The organism is Thiocapsa rosea (assembly GCF_003634315.1).
GTDB lineage: Bacteria > Pseudomonadota > Gammaproteobacteria > Chromatiales > Chromatiaceae > Thiocapsa > Thiocapsa rosea.
On record NZ_RBXL01000001.1, the window covers coordinates 2,504,072 to 2,519,158 of the forward strand.

Sequence of the window (15,087 nt, forward strand, 5' to 3'; positions counted from 1 at the left end):
CGGGGCAGGGCTCGGCGCAGTGCGGCGTCATCGGTTATTTCACCAGCGGCGTTTCGGCGCGCGTCGAGAGTGTCAGGCGCTCGATGCAATCGGTGTGTGGACCCTCGGCGTCGCGACATTCGAGCACCTCGTTGATCAGGATCCGGCGGATGTCGGTGCAGGCGAGATCCGGGATATCGAACAGCTTCACGGTCGTTTTCGCCGCCCGCAAGGGTGCCGTGTCGACCGCGAGCCGTCGGGCGATCACGCCCTCTTGATCGAACAGGATCAGGTCCAACTGCAGCGCCTCGATCGCCGGTCCGGCGCTGTTGTCGAAGACCAAATACGCGCGACAGGCATTCGACTCGGGCTGCGGCTCAAGCTTGTTGAGCTCGAGCTTGATCTCTTGCGCGCCTGTCGCTCCGGCGAGCGTCAAGAAGGTTAGGAACAGCAGTACCTGGATCGGGTTGCGGTGATTCATCCATAGCGTCCTCGAGATGTCGAATCCGGCATCTTCGCTGGACGCGCGGGCACCGGTCAATCGGCGCCGATCAGAAATCGACATTCAGCGAGACCCAGAGCTGACGAGGCTCGTAGATGTTGTTGTAGACGTTGCTGTAGGCGATGACATCCGGGTTGTTGCGCAGTGGATAGGGCCTGTAGTCGTTGAAATTGCGGTTCTCCAGGTTGTAGACGACGGCGTTGATGCTGATCTTGTCGGTGAAGTTATAGGAGCCGCCGAGATTGAAGACGTTGTAGCCTTTGAATGATCCGAGGGCTTCGCTTGCGCCCTGGGCGTTGCCGCCGAGGTGCGGCTCATGGAAGCTATCGGGTCGATAGCGACTGCTGCGGTATTCGTTGGCGAGATAGGTGCTCAATTTCGGTGTTGCCTGCCAGGTCAGGCGGGCATTCAGGGCGTGCTCCGGAACGCCGAAGAGCGGGTCGCCGCGATTGATTCCGGCCACGTCGGATGTCGTTACTTCGCTGTCGGTATAGGTGTAGTTTCCACCGATGACCCAATCCGGCGCGATTTGGTAGCTGGCGACGAATTCGAGACCCTGGACCCGCGCTTCGCCGATGTTCGCAAACTCGTCGGTCACGCCGGATGCGGCCGTCGGACGCTCGATCTTGTCGCTGATCTCGGTATAGAAGAACGTCAGTTGTGCGAAGAGTCCTGCGGTGCTGTTGAAGATTCCGGAGATCTCGTAATTGGTGCTGGTTTCCGGTTCGAGGTCTGGATTGCCGTAGAGTGGATCCTGCCCTTGGTTGCCGAAGCCGACGACGCCGTCGTAAAGCTGTTCGAGAAAGGGCGCCTTGTAACCCTGTCCGACACCGCCCTTCAGCGTGAATTCGCTCGTGGGATTCCAAACCGCATAGGCACGGGGTGTCACTCGCCCGCCGAAGGCATCATGGTCGTCATAGCGTAATCCGCCGGTCAAGGCGACCGTATCGGTGATGGTCCATTCATCCTCGATGTAGATGCCCCATTGGCTGTTGCGGAAGGTGGTATCGGGGATGCCGTCGGTGAGGTCGGCCTCCCAATATTGAGCGCCCAGAGTGAGCATGTGATCGCCGATCGGGCTGAGGAACTTCGAATCCAATACGGTGTTTTCCGATTCGAGCGTGCGGTCGGTGCCGCGTCGTCCCGATGCGGCTGTCGCTGCGGCATTGGGGATGGTGCGCCCGGTGGTGCGGGTGATGTTGTGCGTCAGCGTGGTCTCCCAGAGACCGAGATCGAATCGCCCGGTGTAGCCAAGATAGTACTGCTCGCGCTCGAAACCGAGCTCCGGGCTGTACCCGTCTCCCGGCCGAATGCTGCCCATCTGACCGCGATCGTTGTTGTAGGTCTGATCGGTGTAGTCCGCGCCGAGATAGATCTCGTTGCGGGCATCGGGTGTGAAGAGCAGCTTGCCGCCGGCGGTCTGGATGTCGGCAGCAACCGGGCTTTGGCCCATGGTGCGGCGCCGATCGAGACTGGTGTCCTGGCCGGGGAAGGTGATGCGCGATTCCGCGCGATCCATCAGACGGCCGTAGAGCTGCGCCGAGAGGGTCTCGCTCACGATCGGACCGGCGCCGTAGAGCTCGAAACCCGTCGTCGAGCCGAAAGCGGAGTCGGACGGGAAGGTACTGTCCAGGATCGCGCTCCCGACCCATTCGTCGCCGGGCTTGCGGGTGATGATATTGACCACGCCGCCGAGTGCGTCCGCGCCGTAGAGGGTCGACATCGGGCCGCGGATGACCTCGATGCGGTCGATGGCCGCGACGGGCGGCAGGAACACCGAGGCCGCATCGCCGAAGGCGTTCGGTGCGACGGTGCCGGCGACATTCTGGCGACGGCCGTCGATGAGCACGAGGGTGTATTCGCTCGGAAGACCGCGCAGACTGATGCTGCGGTTGCCGGTCTTGTTGCTCCGGGCGTCCAGGCCGTCGACATCGACACCTTCGAGGTTTCGTAAGGCATCGGCAAGGTTGCGGACGCGTTGCCGCTCGAGTTCCTCTCGCGTCACCACCGTAATACTTGCCGGGGCGTTGACGATCTCCTGCTCGAAACCACCGGCCGTGACCACAAGCGTGCGAAGCTCGTCTGATTCCGCCCCGAGACCTGCCAGTGGCGCGAACGCGACGGCCCCGACGGCGACGCGAATGGCCCCGGCGGTTGGACGAAGAAGAGTCGCGAAACGATTGGGCGGGCGTTCGTTCTTGTGGGTCGCAGGCACAGCTCAGTCTCCAGAGGTCTGGTTCATTGGACTGGCTGGCTGGAGGCCCGAACGGACGATCTAGCTGGCTCGTGGATTAGCGAGCCGATGCGTCCCTACCCGGCAGGCAGTGCTCCGAAACCCATGCTTCAGGGCTTCTTCGCGAATGTTGTATGAATGATATCGACTCTTATTTGCGAGGGCAACCTCGGCATGGCGGCCCCGCGTCTCGGGGTGTCGGTGCGCTTAAACCATGCCTGGTGCGGTATGCGATGTTTTTTTGGATGGGATCGACCCCGGCAGACTTGACAGTCGCTGGAGCAGGCGCGGTTTAAGGTATTAAAAAATATATCATTTTAAACCGCGTGCCCGCTAAGAGCCGTGGATGCACCAAACGTCGAGCTTACTGGGAAATTTAGCATCTCGCTCTGGACGCGGTTTAATCGACGACGCTGACGAGATCGCCGATCTTCATGCGCTCGAACAAGAACCGGGCATCCTTCTCGCCGACGCGCACGCAGCCGGCTGAATCCGGATAACCCGGGAGCCAGCCCTCGTGCAGAAAATAGTGGCCGTAGAATTGGATGGCGTAGGGCATCCAGGCCTGCCAGCCGAGCTGGTTGGTGTAGCGCGAGGAGACCTTGTCCTTCTGTTTGCTGAGCACCGAGAAGGTGCCGCGCGGCGTGCGGTGTCCCTCGCGTCCGGAGGAGATGGGGCCGGTGCGGACGACCTGATCGCCCTCCGCGTAGACGAACGACTGGCTGCCGATCTGGATCGTCAAGGCGCGCTTCGCCTGTTCGGCGGTCGGCTCGGAGACGGTATCCCCGGCCGTCTCATCCGCTCCAAGGTCCGTTTCCGGGTCCGTTTCCGTTTCCGGGTCCAATGTGCGCGTGCTGTCGGCGCTCTCGGATGCCGCGACCGCCTGGCGCTCGGGCGCGGGCCTGGTCGGGGATTGAGCGCAGCCGACAATCAAGGCGGTCGCGATGAGCAAGGGTAAGATCCGGAGCAAGAAAACCATGAGTTGCGCGGGCTCCCGTTGACGGACACCTGTCCCGTAAGTGCCCTATATGAGGCTGGGATCGTCTCGACACCACCATTTCGGGGTCACTCCACCCGCGGATACCGGAATCTGCGGGCATTCACCGACATGCAGCCGGATCGCAGGACCCTGTGGTCCGAGCCGCTCCGGTCGTGCACGGTGCCTCTCGGTCTCACGCGACCGCCGCTGCGGCGGCGGCCTCTCGTGCACGATCGTCGATCGCGAGGCTACGTCCGGCCAGCCAGACCAGAAGGACCACCGGGACGCCGATCAAGGTCGTGAAGACGAAGAAGCCGGGATAGCCGATCGCGTCGACGATCGAGCCGGAATAACCGCCCAAGACCTTGGGCACCAACGTCATGAGCGAGCTGAAGATGGCGTACTGCACGGCGGTGAAGGAGACGCTGGTCAGGCTCGATAGAAAGGCGACGAAGGCCGCGCTCGCGAGTCCGGCCGCCAGGTTGTCCGCTGCGACCGCAACGTAGAGCCAGGTCAGGTCAGGCCCGGCCAGCGCCAAGACGACGAAGATGAGGTTGGTGGCCGCGGACAGGATAGCGCCGAGCATCAGGATCCGCATGACCCCGTAACGGGTCGCCATCAGTCCGCCGAGGAGTCCGCCGAGGATGCTCACGATGACCCCGAAGGTCTTCACGGCGGTCGCGATCTGCGGCTTGGAGAAACCGATGTCTTGATAGAAGACATTGGAGATGACGCCGAGCACGATGTCCGAGATCCGATAGAGCCCGATCAAGGCCAACAAGAGCAGGGCGGTCTTCAGCCCGTAGCGGCGAAAGAAATCCAATGCCGGCTCGATCCAGGTCTCGCGCGCCATCACGGCGTTCACGGCCCCGGCGGCGACCAACAGCCATCCGACAGCGACCGCCGCGGACACGGCAACGGCAAAATGCAGGGTCTCCAAGAGAAAGCCGGTGATCGGCCCGCCCCCCGCCCACGCCTTGAGCCCGGAGAAGGCCCCGCCCGAGATGAAGAACCCGCCGGCAAAGGCTGCCGCGGCCACCAGGAAGACGCCGACCAATCGCAGATAGTCCGATGCGCCGTAGACATGGGCGTCGGGACGCCGCGTCTCGGGCTCGGAGATCAGCAGCGTTGTCGCCACCCCGATCAGCATGGTCGATGCCATGACCAGATAGGTCAGCTGCCAGGCGCGGAAGCTGTAGTCGCCGGCCTCGGATCCGAACAGCGCGGCCAAGTAGAGCGCACCTGCACCGGCGACCACCATCCCGATCCGATAACCCGCGATATAGGTCGAGGACATGAGCCCCTGCAGGCGCGGCGCGGCGGATTCGATCCGGTAGGCGTCGATCACGATGTCTTGGGTCGCCGCCGAGAAGCCGAGCAGCACGGCCGCGATCGCCATGCGCGTGACATGTCCGGTGCCGGTCGCGGGATCCACCAGCGCCATCCCGACGATGGCGGCGATGATGGCGAGCTGCGAGACGAGGAGCCAGGCGCGTCGCCGACCGAATCGACGCGTCAGGTACGGCAAGGGCAGCTTGTCGATCAGAGGCGCCCAGACAAACTTGAACGAATAGCCCAGTGCCGCCCAACTGAAAAAGGTGACCGCCTGACGCTCGACACCGGCCTCGCGCAGCCACAGCGACAGCGAGGAGAAGATCAGCAGGAGCGGGATCCCGGCGGAGAAGCCGAGAAAGAGCATCGAAAGCACTCTCGGATTGGAGAGTTCGCGCGCCGTCGACTTCCATCCCCCGTTGGTGTTTGTATCGACTGGCGTCATGGACCTCTCGATGTCGCTACACCGGCCGGAGCCGGAGAAGCGGCGACTGCAAATGGACAAAAACAAGGGGGAGGATACCGTTCGGCGAGTCCTTCGCTCAAGGCCGAACGAACAGACTTCGCCTGACGCCGAGCCGCGGACGTACTACCATGGCTCCCGTACGGGAACCGACGGCCCGGGCGTGGTGAGCCGGCCGGTGGGTTGTGCTCGTACAATGCAAACCGCGACTCGAGTGACGGACAACCAATAGGAGACTCAAACGTGTCGAACGCAAACCAACCCAGCCTGACCCAACCCGATGCCGGCCAGCGCAGCGGCTTCGCTCGTCTCATGCTGGAGCAATGGCCCTATGTTCTACTCTTCGTCGCCGTCATTGCGGGCGTCGCCTTCACCGACATGCGGTTGGAGTTCGCGCTGCTTTACTGGCAGATCTTGATCCCGGTCTTCGGCCTCGTTGCCTTGGCGATCGGCTGGAACTCCGCGGGCGAAGACGCCAAGGCGCGGACCGCGTTTGCGCTCAAGACGATCATGCACTGGGGGGCCCTGTTTGTCTTGGTTTGGATCCTCTATCTGCCGCAGCTCAAGGATGTTCTCAACGCCGAGCTCACAGGACTGCAGATCATCTTCCTGCTCGGCCTGACGGCGTTCCTGTCGGGGGTTCACGGCAATCCGCGGATGTCGGTTATCGGTGTCTTTCTGATCGTCAGCGGAATCGTCGTCGCTTTTCTCGACGATGCGGCGCTCATGATGTCCGTGCTTGCCGTCGCGGTGATGGTGGGATTGATCCTGTGGCAGAAATTTGCGGGCGGAAAATCGGCCGACTGAGGGAGGCCGAGCGCACGCGGGTTTCTGGGATAGCAGACTGCGTCCCGCGCGCGTCGGGGCAAGGCGCGCGGGACGAGGCGTTGCGGTCGACAAGGCGAGCGCCTAGGGCACTCCTAGGGTGACCCCTTAGTATAAGAGGAGGCGAAACGCCGGCTCGGTGCGCGTGGGGCGTGCAATGCGGCGAAACATCCACGTGTGCTCGGTATCTGCCCGCCGCCACATGTGCATGGTCGGGTAAGAGGCGGCCACTGCAACCGACGGCTGCAGTGGCCTACGCCGGACCCGTGCGCGTGGAGCTGTGCGTCCTCGGCAGAACCGCCTTGGGTCTCCCCGCTCACGAGCCCGAACGTTGAAGGGGCAGATACATCTCCTCTAGGGTGCCCACATTTCGTGAATATCAGTTTTCGTGCCAGGCGGTGATCCGCAGCTTTGTAGGGTTCCGGCGGCGACTCGTATGACCAACTCTGACCCAGCCTGTCATCAGGTGACGGTTTCCGGCGCAGCTCCGAGGTTGCGTCCGTTTGTCGTCGGTCATTTTTCTAATGCAATGATCGGAAAATAAAAAGGCCATCGCGCTCGCCTTGGCGAATCACGATGGCCTAAGTTCGGAGTCGGGCGGAGGAGGGGACCCGACCCCGAGGGCTTGCTTGGCATGGCTGAATATCGCTGTTCGGCGTGGATTCGGACCACATCTCCGATCGATCACGATTTGTGATGTTCTCGACTCGTCGTTTCTGCTTTCGCCGTTATCTACGCAGAGGGCGTGCCAAAGTACGAATGGGCGCAGGGAGAGGTCGGACCCGAGGACCATTCGGAACCGCAGATCGCTTGCTGAACAGCGCTTCGGGAATATAAAAATTTGAAATCTAAAACAATAAAACCGCCCGTTGGCGGGCGGTCTTACGTTTGGCAGCCATCGGAGTCGCCGGGGAAGGGGGCTGCGCGTTCCGAGGCATGACCCCGGAGCCCCGCCGACGATGACCTAGGCCGTCATCTGCTGACGCGTTTGGGTCACTCGGCCTGCACCGCGGCCAAAGCGGTCATATTGAGCAGTCCCCGCACGGAGGTGCTCGGCGTCACGATGTGGGCCGCGCGGTCCGCCCCGAGCAGCATCGGGCCGAAGGCGCCGCCCTCGTTGATGGTCCGCAGCAGGTTGAAGGCGATGTTGGCCGCGTCCTGGTTGGGCATGATCAGAAGATTCGCGCGACCGCTCAGCTTCGAGTCGGGGAAACGCGCCTCGCGCACGGCGGCGTCCAGGGCCAGGTTGGCGTGCATCTCGCCTTCGACCTCGAGGTTCGGGGCGCGGGTGCGCAGCAGTCGCATCGTTTCCTGCATCTTGCGCGCGGCCGGGGACTCGTGACTGCCGAAGTTGGAGTGCGAGAGCAGCGCGATCTTGGGCCTCAACCCGAAGCGCTGGACCTGCGCCGCGCACAGGAAGGTGATCTCGGCGAGATCCTCCGCGCTCGGGTCCGCCTGCACGTAGGTGTCGGCGATGAAGAGCGGCCCTGCCGGGAGGACGATGGCGTTCATAGCGGTGAGGTGACGCACGCCAGGCGCAGTGCCGATCACCTCCTCGACATGCTTCAGGTGTCGTGCATAACGTCCGACCACGCCGCAGATCATGGCATCGGCATCCCCGCATCGGACCATGGTCGCGGCCAGTACGGTGGGGTCGTTGCGGATGTACTCCTGCGCCTCGTCCGGCGCGTAGCCTCGTCGCTGGACGCGCTCGTAGAAGGTCCGCCAGTGTGTGTCGAAATTGGTGTTCTCGCAGGGCACGATCAGATCGAAATCGCGACCCGGACGCATGGTCAGGCTCAGCTCTTTCAGGCGGTTTCCGATGACCTCCGGGCGGCCGATCAACATCGGGCGGGCGATCCCCTCGAGGATGGCCTGCTGAGCCACCTGGAGAACCCGCTCGTTTTCGCCTTCGGCGTAGATCACCCGTTTCGGCGCGGCTCGCGCCTGATCGAACACCGGCTTCATGGTCATCCCGGTGCGATAGGCCCGCAGATGCATGGCGGTTCGATAGGCGTCCAGGTCGGCGATGGGTCGGGTGGCGACACCGCTCTCCATCGCGGCACGCGCCACCGCCGGGGCCAGATTCTCCATGAGACGCCGGTCGAAGGGTTTGGGGATCAGGTACTCTGGCCCGAAGGTCAACTCGCCCCCGCCATAAGCGGCGCGTACGATATCCGACGGCTCGGCCATGGCGAGATCGGCGATCGCCTTGACGCAGGCGATCTTCATCGCTTCGTTGATCTCGGTGGCACCGCAATCGAGCGCGCCGCGGAAGATGAAGGGGAAGCAGAGAACGTTGTTGACCTGATTCGGAAAATCCGACCGTCCGGTGGCGATGATGGCGTCCGGTCTGGCGGCGCGGGCCAGCTCCGGCATGATCTCGGGGACCGGGTTGGCCAGCGCCATGATGATGGGCGCGTCCGCCATCTTGGCCAGCCACTCGGGCTTGAGAATGCCGGCGGCTGAAAGACCCAGGAAGATGTCGGCGCCCTCGATGGCCTCCTGAAGGGTACGCTGCTCGGTCTCGATCGCGTAGCGGCCTTTGTAGGGGTCCATCTCCTCGGTGCGGCCGCTGTAGACCACGCCGGCGATGTCGGTGAGGGTGACGTTCTCCTTCGGCAGACCCATGCTCACCAGCAGGTCGACACAGGCCAGCGCGGCAGCGCCCGCGCCGGCCGTGACCAATCGGGCCTTGCCGATGTCCTTGCCCACCACGCGCAAGCCGTTGAAGATGGCCGCGGAGACGACGATTGCGGTCCCGTGCTGGTCGTCGTGGAAGACCGGGATGCCCATCCGCTCTTTGAGGGCGCGCTCGATGATGAAGCACTCCGGCGCCTTGATGTCCTCGAGGTTGATGCCGCCGAAGCTGGGCTCCATGCGCGCGACCGTCTCGATGAACTTCTCCGGGTCGCGCTCCTCGATCTCGATGTCGAACACATCGATGTCCGCGAACTGCTTGAACAGAACAGCTTTTCCTTCCATCACCGGCTTGGAGGCGAGGGCGCCGATGGCGCCGAGACCCAGCACCGCCGTGCCGTTGGTGATGACCGCGACCAGGTTGCTGCGCGCGGTGTAGAGCGACGCGTTCATCGAGTCCTTCTCGATCTCGCGGCAGGCCGCCGCGACCCCCGGCGAATAGGCCAGCGCCAGATCGCGCTGGTTGCCCATGGGCTTGGTCGGTTTGATCTCCAGCTTGCCGGGCTTGGGATAGCGGTGATAGTCGAGCGCGTTCTGGTCGAATGAGTCCGGCATCTGGGTCTCCGTTGGGTGGTGTGCGGCGTGCTTGACCGACTCGGTCGGTCCGGCCGTTATGTCCCGGTTATTATGCTGCGGCGCAGCAGATTGCTGCAAAGATTTCAACCGATTCGTCTTAAACCGCGCCCGGTGCGGTATGCGTCGTTTTTTGGATTGGCTTGGCCGCGCCTGCTCCGACGACCGCCGGAGCGGGCGCGGTTTATGCGGCGCACGGCGTGAAGGCGTCTTCTCGAATGTTCCTTGATCAGCCGTGAATCACAGCCCCGGCGGCCCGCTGCTCGGCGGACCCAGCTCGATATTGTCCTGTAGCTCCGCAACCTCGCCGAGTGCGGGACGGTCGAGGATGGTGACCTGGGCTCCGTGGACCTCGATGGTGCCCCGCCCGGCAAGCTCTTTCATCACGCGCGAGAAGGTCTCCGGCTGGATCGACAGACGCGAGGCCAGCACGCCCTTGCGCACGTCCAGCTTGACCGAACGACTCTCGGGCGAGACCTTCGTGAGCAGATAGCGCGCGACTCGGCTGCTTGCCGTGTGCATGGTCAGGTTGTCGATCTCGCCGATCAGACCGCGCAGGCGCTGACTGAGCGAGCCGAGCATCAGAAAGCAGGTGTCGACCGACTCGCGCAGCATCAGTGCGAAGTCCCGCGCGTCCAAGCTCAGCAGCTCGGACGGCGCCAATGCGCCTGCGCAGACCGGATAGCGCGGGGCGTTGAGAAACATCAGCGCCTCGGCGAAGGTTTGGCCGGGAGAAACCAGCTCGATGACCTTCTCCGCCCCGCCCGGCGAGAGCCGAAAGAGCTGGATCCGGCCCTTGAGAACGAGGTAGAAGCGCTCCGCGGGATCCCCCTGACTGAACAGAAGCTGCTCGGCGCCGAGGGTGACACGCGTCGCGTGCTGGCTCACGCGCTCGAGTTGGTCGTGGCTGAGTCCGGCGAGCAGGGGTGCGGTCTTCAACTCGTCGATCATCGGATGCCTTGTAGCGGGGTCGCCGGTGGTTGAGATCTCGCGTCGATCTACGGGAGCGTGACGGCTGTGTCAAGCCGGAGAGCCACGATCGGCGACCGGATCGGCTTGATTTGCATCAAGGCAGATCATGCCTCGGGAACGTGCAATGCGGCCAGGGTTCGATCCATCACCGAGGGCCTTATCCGTGGCGCAAGTCTTTACGAAATCCATGGCGCGGAACATCTTTTACGGTGGCTCCGTGTTCTTCATCCTGCTGTTTCTCGCCCTGACGCTCGACACCTCTTTCGCCTTGCCCGAGCGCGATCAACGCCATCAACTGGACCTTTCGACCGAGGTGGGCCAACGCATCGCCAAGGGCAAAGTGCTCTGGGAGAACAACAACTGTATCGGTTGCCATACGCTGCTCGGTGAAGGGGCCTATTTCGCGCCCGAGCTGGGAAACGTCTATACCCGTTTCGGCAACAGCAAGGAGGCGATCAAGGCCTATATCCAGAGTCGCCCCCCGATGGGCATCCCCGGTCGGCGCAGCATGCCCCAGTTCAACTTCACCGACGAGGAGCTCGATGCGATCGCCGAGTTCCTGAAATACAGCTCCGAGATCGATGCGGCAGGCTGGCCGCCGAACATCCAAGGCTGAGTCGCTGCACCGGAGAACCCATGTGATGAAATACACGTCCCAAGCCGTCGCCAAGCCGTATTTTATTGCTGCGATCGGACTCTTTCTCGCCCAAGTGATCTTCGGAATCATCCTGGGCATCCAATATGTCATCGGTGATTCCCTCTTTCCGGAGATCCCCTTCAATGTTGCGCGCATGGTGCACACCAACACCCTGATCGTCTGGCTGTTGATGGGCTTCATGGGCGCGGCCTATTATCTGATCCCGGAGGAGAGCGAGCGGGAGCTGTATGCGCCCTGGCTGGCGCATCTGACCTTCTGGGTCTTCCTGATCGCCGCTGCCCTGACCGTGATCGGCTATCTTGCGGTTCCTTATGCACGCCTCGCCGAGATGACCGGCAACGACATCCTGCCGACCATGGGGCGGGAGTTCCTGGAGCAGCCGACCATCACCAAGGTCGGCATCGTAATCGTCGCGCTCGCCTTCCTGTTCAACATCGGCATGACGGTGCTCAAGGGACGCAAGACGGTCGTGAGTCTGATCATGCTGATCGGTCTGCTCGGTCTTGCGCTCTTGTTCCTGTTCGCTTTCTATAACCCGACCAACCTGGTGCTGGATAAGTTTTACTGGTGGTGGGTGGTGCATCTGTGGGTCGAAGGCGTCTGGGAGCTGATTATGGCGTCCATGCTGGCCTTTGTGCTGATCAAGACGACAGGCGTCGATCGCGAGGTGGTCGAGAAATGGCTCTATATCATCGTCGCCTTGGCTTTGATCACGGGCATCATCGGCACCGGACACCATTACTACTGGATCGGTACCCCGGAATACTGGCAATGGTGGGGCTCCATCTTCTCGGCACTCGAACCTCTGCCCTTCTTCATGATGACGGTGTTCGCCTTCAACATGGTCAACCAGCGTCGACGCAATCACCCGAACAAGGCGGCCGTCTTATGGGCGCTCGGCACGGCGGTGCTCGCATTCCTCGGCGCGGGCGTCTGGGGCTTCCTGCATACCTTGGCGCCGGTGAACTTCTACACCCACGGCTCTCAAATCACGGCCGCTCATGGGCATCTCGCCTTCTATGGGGCCTATGTGCTGATCAACATCACCATGATCTCCTACGCCATGCCGCTCCTGAACGGTCGGGAGGCCAACAGCATGCGCTCGCAGGTCTTGGAGATGTGGTCCTTTTGGCTCATGAGCGTCTCCATGGTGTTCATCACGCTGTTCCTTACCGCCGCGGGGATCCTGCAGATCTTCCTGCAACGGTATACGGAGACGCCGCTGCCCTTCATGGTGGTGCAGGAGAAGGTGGCGCTTTTCTACTGGCTCCGTGTGATCTCGGGGCTCGTCTTCCTGGGTGGTTTGGGCACCTACATCGCGTCCTTCTTCGTCGCGGCGCGAGATGCCAAGCACCCGCAGGCGCTGGATGCCGGTCCCATGCCGTCGAGTCCGGCAGGTGTCTGAGGAGCGAGATCCGAGCCCGGCCCGGTCGCGGCTATCCTGTCGCGGCCGCGCCCGACAATGGCGCTAAACCGGGTGTGATACGGCCTGTCGATCGTGCGCGTGGGGTGCGACGATGTCGACCTTTCATCGTCCTGCACCTTTTCGGGGCGCATCCCCTCGGGTTACGCTGCGTGGACCCGGTCGCCGTTGCAGGAGGGTGTCCGGGGCTTTTGCCGATAGGACGATCGTGTTGATCGCGACCACCCCAATAAACCCAATCACCATAATGTCGAGGACACCGCTATGCGTTTCCTATCCACTTTTCTCGTGGCCTTTGTCTTGATTGCCGGCGGCCTCGTGGCGCCCGTCCTGGCGAGCGACGACGACCCGCTCTTCATCAACTTGACAACGGATGACCCGCACCGCGCGAACATGGGCATCACGTTCGGAAAGAATCAACTCGAGCGCGGCCACCCCTTGACCATCTTCCTCAACGACAAGGGCGTCTTCATCGGGGCCAAGGCGAATGCCGCGACCTTCGGCGAGCACCAGGAGAAACTGGCCGCGATGATCGACAAGGGCGCCCTGGTCCTGGTGTGTCCCATGTGCATGAAGCACTACGGTGTCGCCGAGGCGGATCTGATCCCCGGTGCTCAGGTCGGCAACCCCGAGCTGACCGGCGGCGCACTGTTCAAAGACGACACTCAAACCTTGACCTGGTAAACCGCGCCCGGTGCGGTATGCGTCATGTGCTGGGATGACTTGACCGCGCCAGCTCCCACGACCGTCGGAGCTGGCGCGGTTTAAAGTATTGAAAAAGATTAAATTATTAACCGCGCATCACCGAGATCGAGGGCGTCTCCGAAGCCCAACGCAACATGAAAATGACGCATGTCGCTCTGGACGCGGTTTAGAGTGGAGTCAGGTGCGAATAGCCCAGCCCAGCCCGGCCAGTGCGCACGCCGCGATCACCGGGATGATGCCGACCTTGAATCGCCACAGCGCCACGAAGGCCGAGACGGCGAGCAACAGCGAGAACCACTCGAAAGGCCCGGCGAACGGTGCCGCCTCGCTCCCCTCGGGCCAGAGCACATGCCAGGCAAAGAACACCGCCAGGTTGACGATGACACCGACCACGGCCGCGGTGATGCCGGTCAGGGGCGCGGTGAACTTCAGATCATGCCGCGTCGCCTCGATCGCCGGTGCACCGATCAGGATGAAGAGAAACGACGGCAGAAAGGTGAAGAAGGTGGCTACGCTTGCCCCTGCGATCCCGGCGAGCAGCAGTGCATCGGGGCCGAAGATCTCCTTGGTCCAGGCACCTACGAAGCCGACGAATGCGACCACCATGATGAGCGGCCCGGGCGTGGTCTCGCCGAGCGCCAGCCCGTCGATCATCTGGGTCCCGGTCAGCCAGCCGTGGGTCTCGACCCCGCCTTGGTAGACGTAGGGCAGCACCGCGTAGGCACCGCCGAAGGTGACGAACGCCGCCTTGGTGAAGAACCAGCCCATCTGGGTCAACGGCCCCTGCCAGCCGTAGACGAGCCAGAGTAGACCTTCGACCAAACCCCAGAGCGAGAGTCCGACCAGGGCGTAGCCCAAGGTATGCCGCCAAGAGAAGCGAGCGCGCGCCGGCAGCGGCGTGTCGTCGTCGATGATCGCAGTGCCATAGTCGCCGCCGCCGGACCCATGCCCGCCGCCCGTCTTGAATCGATCCGGCGCGATCCGCCCGCCCAGATAGCCGATCAGGCCTGCGCCGAGCACGATCGCCGGAAACGGCACCTTCAGCGCGAAAATAGCGACGAAGGCCGCTACGGCGATCGCCCAGAGTGCCCCGTTGCGCAGCGCTCGGGAGCCGATGCGCCAGGCCGCGAACACCACGATCGCCGTCACCGCCGGCTTGATCCCGTAGAGGATGCCGGCGACGATCGGCAGGTCACCATAGGCCAGATAGACGAAGGTCAGCGCGATCAGGATCCCGAGCGACGGCAGGACAAAGAGGACACCTGCCACGATGCCGCCGAGCGTCCCGTGCATCAGCCAGCCGATATAGGTCGCGAGTTGCTGCGCCTCCGGTCCGGGCAGAACCATGGTGTAGTTCAGCGCATGCAGGAATCGATGCTCGCTGATCCAGCGCCGCCGCTCCACCAGCTCCGTATGCATCATCGAGATCTGCCCGGCCGGCCCGCCGAAGCTGACGAAGCCGAGTTTGAGCCAATAACGAAACGCCTCCGGCAGCGATACCTGCTCGGGTGGGGCGTCGCCGACGGGGGCTGCGGCCTCGCGCGCAGTGGACGTGGACATGGACATGGCTCACCTGGATGGGTGCAAGTTTGACCGGGCCGTTCTATGCGGCGGTTGGCGTCGGTCACGGTGGCGTCCCGCCAACGTTTCCGCAATCCCGACGATCATCCGGATGATATCCGCAGCGCTCAGATCGCGACGACGCGAATTGATGTCGATCAAAGTCGATACCCGAGCGCACCG

11 protein-coding genes are annotated in these 15,087 nt (G+C 63.0%); 4 read left to right on the top strand and 7 right to left on the bottom strand.

All coding sequences use genetic code 11. The features are described from left to right. Positions 1-34: 34 nt before the first annotated feature. The 4 genes from BDD21_RS11065 to BDD21_RS11080 all read right to left on the bottom strand — a co-directional run bounded on the left by BDD21_RS11065 (position 35) and on the right by BDD21_RS11080 (position 5,470). On the bottom strand, positions 35-460 hold the full coding sequence (locus BDD21_RS11065; protein ID WP_120797225.1) for a Tat pathway signal sequence domain protein: 426 nt from the start codon (positions 458-460) through the stop codon (positions 35-37). A gap of 70 nt (positions 461-530) precedes the next feature. Beyond that, a complete protein-coding gene (locus tag BDD21_RS11070; protein ID WP_245969532.1) occupies positions 531-2,696 on the bottom strand; it encodes a TonB-dependent receptor domain-containing protein in 2,166 nt (721 codons plus the stop codon). A gap of 418 nt (positions 2,697-3,114) precedes the next feature. After that, complete coding sequence (locus tag BDD21_RS11075; RefSeq protein WP_120797226.1) at positions 3,115-3,693, bottom strand: L,D-transpeptidase; 579 nt, start codon at positions 3,691-3,693, stop codon at positions 3,115-3,117. A 193-nt stretch (positions 3,694-3,886) separates the two neighbouring features. Continuing rightward, on the bottom strand, positions 3,887-5,470 hold the full coding sequence (locus tag BDD21_RS11080; RefSeq protein WP_170164735.1) for an AmpG family muropeptide MFS transporter: 1,584 nt from the start codon (positions 5,468-5,470) through the stop codon (positions 3,887-3,889). 261 nt (positions 5,471-5,731) lie between these two features. On the opposite strand from BDD21_RS11080, the gene BDD21_RS11085 reads away from it, so the two are divergent. Next, on the top strand, positions 5,732-6,295 hold the full coding sequence (locus BDD21_RS11085) for a hypothetical protein (protein ID WP_120797228.1): 564 nt from the start codon (positions 5,732-5,734) through the stop codon (positions 6,293-6,295). 1,011 nt (positions 6,296-7,306) lie between these two features. Here BDD21_RS11085 and BDD21_RS11090 read toward each other — a convergent pair. After that, a complete protein-coding gene (locus tag BDD21_RS11090) occupies positions 7,307-9,568 on the bottom strand; it encodes an NADP-dependent malic enzyme (RefSeq protein WP_120797229.1) in 2,262 nt (753 codons plus the stop codon). A gap of 258 nt (positions 9,569-9,826) precedes the next feature. Then, entirely contained in the window at positions 9,827-10,537 is a 711-nt protein-coding gene (locus BDD21_RS11095; RefSeq protein ID WP_120797230.1) for a Crp/Fnr family transcriptional regulator, read from the bottom strand. Positions 10,538-10,721: 184 nt separating this feature from the next. Here BDD21_RS11095 and BDD21_RS11100 point away from each other — a divergent pair, with 184 nt between their 5' ends. The 3 genes from BDD21_RS11100 to BDD21_RS11110 all read left to right on the top strand — a co-directional run bounded on the left by BDD21_RS11100 (position 10,722) and on the right by BDD21_RS11110 (position 13,323). Next, the gene (locus tag BDD21_RS11100; RefSeq protein WP_120797231.1) at positions 10,722-11,174 is read left to right on the top strand and encodes a c-type cytochrome; all 453 of its coding nucleotides are present in this window, start codon (positions 10,722-10,724) and stop codon (positions 11,172-11,174) included. 25 nt (positions 11,175-11,199) lie between these two features. After that, positions 11,200-12,621: a cbb3-type cytochrome c oxidase subunit I gene (locus BDD21_RS11105; protein WP_120797232.1), complete on the top strand. Its 1,422-nt coding sequence runs from the start codon at positions 11,200-11,202 to the stop codon at positions 12,619-12,621. A 282-nt stretch (positions 12,622-12,903) separates the two neighbouring features. After that, positions 12,904-13,323, top strand: coding sequence for a DsrE family protein (locus tag BDD21_RS11110; RefSeq protein ID WP_120797233.1), 420 nt, complete (start codon positions 12,904-12,906; stop codon positions 13,321-13,323). A 198-nt stretch (positions 13,324-13,521) separates the two neighbouring features. Here the strand turns inward: BDD21_RS11110 and chrA are convergent, their stop codons facing one another. Then, positions 13,522-14,904 (bottom strand): chromate efflux transporter, encoded by a 1,383-nt coding sequence (gene chrA, locus BDD21_RS11115; protein ID WP_211335030.1) that lies wholly within the window; start codon positions 14,902-14,904, stop codon positions 13,522-13,524. Between the last annotated feature and the right edge of the window lie 183 nt (positions 14,905-15,087).

Bases quoted from the DNA above. Each gene is read 5' to 3' on its own strand.
- BDD21_RS11075 (WP_120797226.1), bottom strand. From the start codon at position 3,693: ATGGTTTTCTTGCTCCGGATCTTACCCTTGCTCATCGCGACCGCCTTG.
- BDD21_RS11080 (WP_170164735.1), bottom strand. From the start codon at position 5,470: ATGACGCCAGTCGATACAAACACCAACGGGGGATGGAAGTCGACGGCG.
- BDD21_RS11095 (WP_120797230.1), bottom strand. From the start codon at position 10,537: ATGATCGACGAGTTGAAGACCGCACCCCTGCTCGCCGGACTCAGCCAC.
- BDD21_RS11105 (WP_120797232.1), top strand. From the start codon at position 11,200: ATGAAATACACGTCCCAAGCCGTCGCCAAGCCGTATTTTATTGCTGCG.
- BDD21_RS11110 (WP_120797233.1), top strand. From the start codon at position 12,904: ATGCGTTTCCTATCCACTTTTCTCGTGGCCTTTGTCTTGATTGCCGGC.
- chrA (WP_211335030.1), bottom strand. From the start codon at position 14,904: ATGTCCACGTCCACTGCGCGCGAGGCCGCAGCCCCCGTCGGCGACGCC.
- BDD21_RS11090 (WP_120797229.1), bottom strand. From the start codon at position 9,568: ATGCCGGACTCATTCGACCAGAACGCGCTCGACTATCACCGCTATCCC.
- BDD21_RS11065 (WP_120797225.1), bottom strand. From the start codon at position 460: ATGAATCACCGCAACCCGATCCAGGTACTGCTGTTCCTAACCTTCTTG.